The 5,577-nt window shown below is 37.1% G+C and carries 2 protein-coding genes and 1 pseudogene; all 3 read left to right on the plus strand.

Annotated elements, in window-relative coordinates:
- Positions 1-157, plus strand: a 157-nt coding sequence (locus AACY61_RS07955) for a ribosomal protein L7/L12 (protein ID WP_339611044.1), incomplete at its 5' end; no start/stop codon positions are given.
- A gap of 146 nt (positions 158-303) precedes the next feature.
- Positions 304-4,116 (plus strand): DNA-directed RNA polymerase subunit beta, encoded by a 3,813-nt coding sequence (gene rpoB / locus AACY61_RS07960; RefSeq protein ID WP_339611043.1) that lies wholly within the window; start codon positions 304-306, stop codon positions 4,114-4,116.
- A gap of 88 nt (positions 4,117-4,204) precedes the next feature.
- Positions 4,205-5,577 (plus strand): annotated as a pseudogene (locus tag AACY61_RS07965) (DNA-directed RNA polymerase subunit beta'); the annotation flags it as partial.

Here is a 5,577-nt window from a genome sequence, read left to right on the forward strand (position 1 = left end):
AAAACTTGTTAAAGAACTTACAGGTCTTGGTCTTAAAGAAGCTAAAGAAATGGTTGATGGTGCACCAAACACAATCAAAGAAGCAGTTTCTAAAGACGAAGCAGACAGCTTGAAAGCTTCATTAGAAGAAGCAGGAGCTGAAGTAGAGCTTAAATAAACATACCCCCGAAACCTCGGGGTAAATACCTAAGGTTTAGGTCTTTAGCAAAAAGCTAAAAGACCTAAACCATTTTGCGTAAAAAATAGTTTCGTTTTAGATTTTACGCCAGTTTCAATTTATTTTAATTAAAATTCATTCCATTAATGTCAGCAACGCAAACTGAAAGATTGAATTTTTCCTCTGTGAAGAATACACCAGATTATCCCGATTTTCTGGACATTCAAATAAAATCCTTCCAGGATTTTTTCCAGCTGGAAACTAAATCAGACGAAAGAGGAAATGAAGGACTTTATAAAACCTTCATGGAAAACTTCCCCATCACTGATACCCGAAACCAATTTGTTTTAGAATTTTTAGACTACTTTGTAGATCCGCCACGTTATTCAATTCAGGAATGTATTGAAAGAGGTCTGACTTACAGTGTACCTTTAAAAGCCAGACTCAAATTATATTGTACAGACCCTGAACACGAAGATTTTGAAACAATAGTTCAAGATGTATATTTGGGTACAATTCCATACATGACTCCCAGTGGCACTTTTTGTGTCAATGGTGCAGAACGTGTAGTTGTTTCACAATTGCATAGATCTCCCGGTGTATTCTTTGGGCAATCTTTCCACGCAAATGGAACAAAACTTTATTCAGCCAGAGTAATTCCTTTCAAAGGCTCATGGATTGAATTTGCTACCGATATTAATAGCGTAATGTATGCATATATCGATAGAAAGAAAAAATTACCGGTCACAACACTCTTTAGAGCAATTGGCTTTGAAAGAGATAAAGACATACTTGAAATATTTGACCTTGCAGAAGAAGTCAAAGCTTCAAAAACAGGACTTAAAAAATATCTTGGAAGAAAACTTGCTGCACGTGTATTAAAAACCTGGCATGAAGATTTTGTTGATGAAGACACTGGAGAGGTTGTTTCAATTGAAAGAAATGAAATCGTAATTGACCGTGATACAGTTCTTGAAAAAGAACATATTGAAGAAATTTTAGATTCAGGAAGTAAAACAATTTTGCTTCATAAAGAGGATAATCAGTCTGCTGACTATGCTATTATCCACAATACATTACAAAAAGATCCAACAAACTCTGAAAAAGAAGCTGTTGAACATATATACCGTCAACTTCGTAATGCTGAACCACCCGATGAAGAAACAGCACGTGGAATTATCCACAAATTGTTCTTCAGTGACCAGCGATACAATTTAGGTGAAGTGGGTCGTTACAGAATGAATAAGAAACTTGGCTTAGACATTGCAATGGATAAGCAGGTTTTAACTAAAGAAGATATCATCACCATCATTAAATACCTTATTGAATTAATCAATTCAAAAGCAGAAATTGATGATATTGATCATTTATCAAACAGACGCGTTAGAACAGTTGGTGAACAACTATCACAGCAGTTTGGTGTAGGTCTTGCTCGCATGGCCAGAACTATAAGAGAACGAATGAACGTAAGAGATAACGAAGTGTTTACACCAATAGATTTGATTAATGCGAAGACCTTGTCTTCCGTTATTAACTCATTTTTTGGTACAAACCAGTTGTCTCAGTTTATGGATCAAACCAACCCCATTGCTGAAATTACTCACAAACGTAGATTCTCAGCTCTAGGACCCGGAGGATTATCCAGAGAAAGAGCTGGTTTTGAGGTGCGTGACGTTCATTATACACACTACGGAAGATTGTGTCCTATAGAAACACCTGAAGGTCCAAACATTGGATTGATATCTTCGATGAGTGTGTTTTCTAAGGTAAACAACCTAGGGTTCCTTGAAACCCCTTATAGAAAAGTAGACAATGGTAAGATTGATTTTAAGTCAAGCCCCATTTACCTTTCTGCTGAAGAAGAAGAAGGCCAGTTGATTGCTCAGGCAAACATCCCAATTGATGATAATGGAAACATCACCAAAGATAAAGTTATTGCAAGAATGGAAGGTGATTTTCCAGTAGTAGACCCTAATGTGGTCAACTACATTGATGTTGCACCTAACCAGATTTCATCAATTTCAGCATCGCTTATTCCTTTCCTAGAGCACGATGATGCAAACCGTGCCTTGATGGGATCAAACATGATGCGTCAGGCAGTACCACTTTTGACACCAGAAGCTCCTATTGTTGGAACCGGACTTGAAAGACAAGTAGCCAGTGACTCAAGGGTTTTGATAAACGCTGAAGGAGATGGCTCTGTAGAATATGTTGATGCCAACGAAATTAGAATCAAATACGACCGTACTGAAGAAGAAAACATGGTTCGTTTTGACAGTGATATTACCACTTATAATCTGGTAAAATTCAGAAAAACAAACCAAGGGACCAATATCAACCTGAAGCCTATAGTTAAAAAAGGCGATCGTGTTTCAAAAGGTCAGGTACTTTGCCAAGGCTATGCGACTGAAAATGGTGAATTGGCTTTGGGTAGAAATATGAAAGTTGCCTTTATGCCTTGGAAAGGGTATAACTTTGAGGATGCTATTGTAATTTCTGAAAAAGTTGTTAGAAATGATGTCTTTACTTCAATACACATTGATGAATACTCACTGGAAGTAAGAGACACCAAACTAGGAAATGAAGAATTGACTAACGATATACCAAACGTTTCGGAAGAGGCTACTAAAGACCTTGACGAAAACGGAATGATTCGTATTGGTGCAGAAGTGAAGCCTGGAGACATTCTTATTGGTAAAATAACACCAAAAGGAGAAAGCGATCCTACACCTGAAGAAAAGCTACTTCGCGCAATATTTGGTGATAAAGCTGGAGATGTAAAAGATGCTTCTTTAAAAGCATCACCTTCACTCAATGGAGTTGTTATTGACAAAAAACTTTTTGCAAGAGCAATAAAAGACAAACGCAAACGAGCCAAAGACAAGGAAGACATTGCAGAACTTGAAATTCAATATGAAGTAAAATTCAATGAATTGAAAGACATTCTTGTTGAAAAGCTTTTTGCAATTGTGGGAGGTAAAACAGCACAAGGTGTAATGAATGATTTAGGTGAAGAAATCTTCCCAAAAGGTAAGAAATTCACTTTAAAAATGTTGAATGCTGTTTATGACTACACACACTTAACGCAAGGCACCTGGACCACCGATGATGATACCAATCGTTTGGTCGCAGATTTATTACACAACTATAAAATTAAAGAAAACGACCTTCAAGGGAACTTGAGACGTGAAAAATTTACGATATCTGTTGGTGATGAACTTCCGGCAGGAATTTTAAAGCTTGCAAAAATATATATCGCTAAAAAGCGTAAACTTAAAGTAGGTGATAAAATGGCCGGCCGTCACGGGAATAAAGGTATTGTAGCCCGAATCGTTAGAGAAGAAGATATGCCTTTCTTGGAAGATGGTACCCCGGTTGATATTGTATTAAACCCTCTGGGTGTGCCCTCACGTATGAATATTGGGCAAATTTATGAAACAGTTTTAGGCTGGGCAGGTCAAAAACTAGGCAGGAAATTTGCAACCCCAATTTTTGATGGTGCAACTTTAGATCAAATAAATGAATTAACTGATGAAGCAGGAATTCCAAGATTTGGTCACACGCATCTTTATGATGGTGGAACCGGAGATCGTTTTGATCAACCTGCAACAGTCGGTGTTATTTATATGCTAAAACTGGGTCACTTGATTGATGATAAAATGCACGCTCGTTCTATTGGTCCTTACTCATTGATTACGCAGCAACCATTGGGTGGTAAAGCACAATTTGGTGGTCAGCGTTTTGGTGAGATGGAAGTTTGGGCTCTTGAAGCTTATGGAGCTTCAGCAACATTAAGAGAAATACTAACCGTAAAATCTGATGATGTTGTTGGTAGAGCAAAAACCTATGAGGCCATTGTTAAAGGGGAGACTATGCCAGAACCCGGTTTACCGGAATCATTTAATGTATTAATGCACGAACTTAAAGGTCTTGGATTAGACATTAGATTGGAAGAATAACATAAACCCACAAAATTTGAGGAGTTTATGTTTGGTTGAAAAGCTCGTAGAGCGACACTATAAAAATTAAAGAATATTTTTCAGCATTATGGCAAGAAATAAAGATAATAACACAGCACAGAAGTTTAATAAAATTTCTATTGGACTGGCTTCTCCTGAAGCTATCTTGGCAGAATCAAGAGGTGAGGTTTTAAAACCTGAAACTATCAACTATCGTACCCACAAACCCGAACGAGACGGTTTGTTTTGTGAGCGTATTTTTGGACCTGTTAAAGATTATGAGTGTGCCTGTGGAAAATACAAAAGAATTCGCTACAAAGGCATTGTTTGTGACCGTTGTGGTGTTGAAGTAACTGAAAAGAAAGTGCGTCGCGACAGAGTGGGGCATATCAATTTGGTTGTTCCGGTTGCACATATATGGTATTTTCGTTCATTACCAAATAAAATAGGATACTTACTTGGATTACCTTCCAAGAAATTAGACATGATTATTTACTACGAACGTTATGTAGTTATACAACCAGGTATTGCAAAAAACGAAGAAGGAGAACCACTTCAAAAAATGGATTTCCTTACGGAAGAAGAATACTTAAACATTCTTGATACTCTTCCACAGGAAAATCTATATCTGGAAGATTCAGACCCAAATAAATTTATTGCAAAAATGGGAGCTGAATGTCTTATTGAATTATTACAACGCATCGATCTTGATGCCTTGTCATATGAGTTAAGACACAAGGCTAATCACGAAACTTCCAAACAAAGAAAAACAGAAGCTTTAAAGCGACTTCAGGTTGTTGAAGCTCTTAGAGAATCAAACATCAACCGCGAGAACAAAGCAGAGTGGATGATTATGAAAGTAATCCCGGTTATTCCACCAGAATTAAGGCCCCTAGTGCCGCTTGATGGTGGACGTTTTGCAACCTCAGATTTAAATGATCTTTACAGAAGAGTAATCATTAGAAATAACCGTCTGAAAAGATTGGTTGAAATCAAAGCTCCAGAAGTGATTTTACGTAATGAAAAACGTATGCTTCAGGAATCTGTAGACTCATTATTTGATAACACCAGAAAATCTTCAGCAGTAAAAACTGACGCAAACAGACCATTGAAATCACTTTCAGATTCATTGAAAGGAAAACAAGGTCGATTCCGTCAAAACTTACTCGGAAAACGTGTTGATTATTCTGCACGTTCAGTAATTGTTGTTGGGCCTGAATTAAAAATGTTTGAATGTGGATTGCCAAAAAATATGGCAGCTGAACTTTACAAACCTTTTGTGATTAGAAAACTAATTGAGAGAGGAATTGTGAAAACTGTAAAATCTGCAAAGAAAATAATTGATAAGAAAGAACCTGTAGTTTGGGATATTCTTGAAAATGTTTTAAAAGGACATCCGGTACTTCTCAACCGAGCTCCCACACTACACCGATTAGGTATACAAGCATTCCAGCCAAAACT

This window comes from uncultured Planktosalinus sp., from assembly GCF_963973675.1.
Lineage (GTDB): Bacteria > Bacteroidota > Bacteroidia > Flavobacteriales > Flavobacteriaceae > Planktosalinus.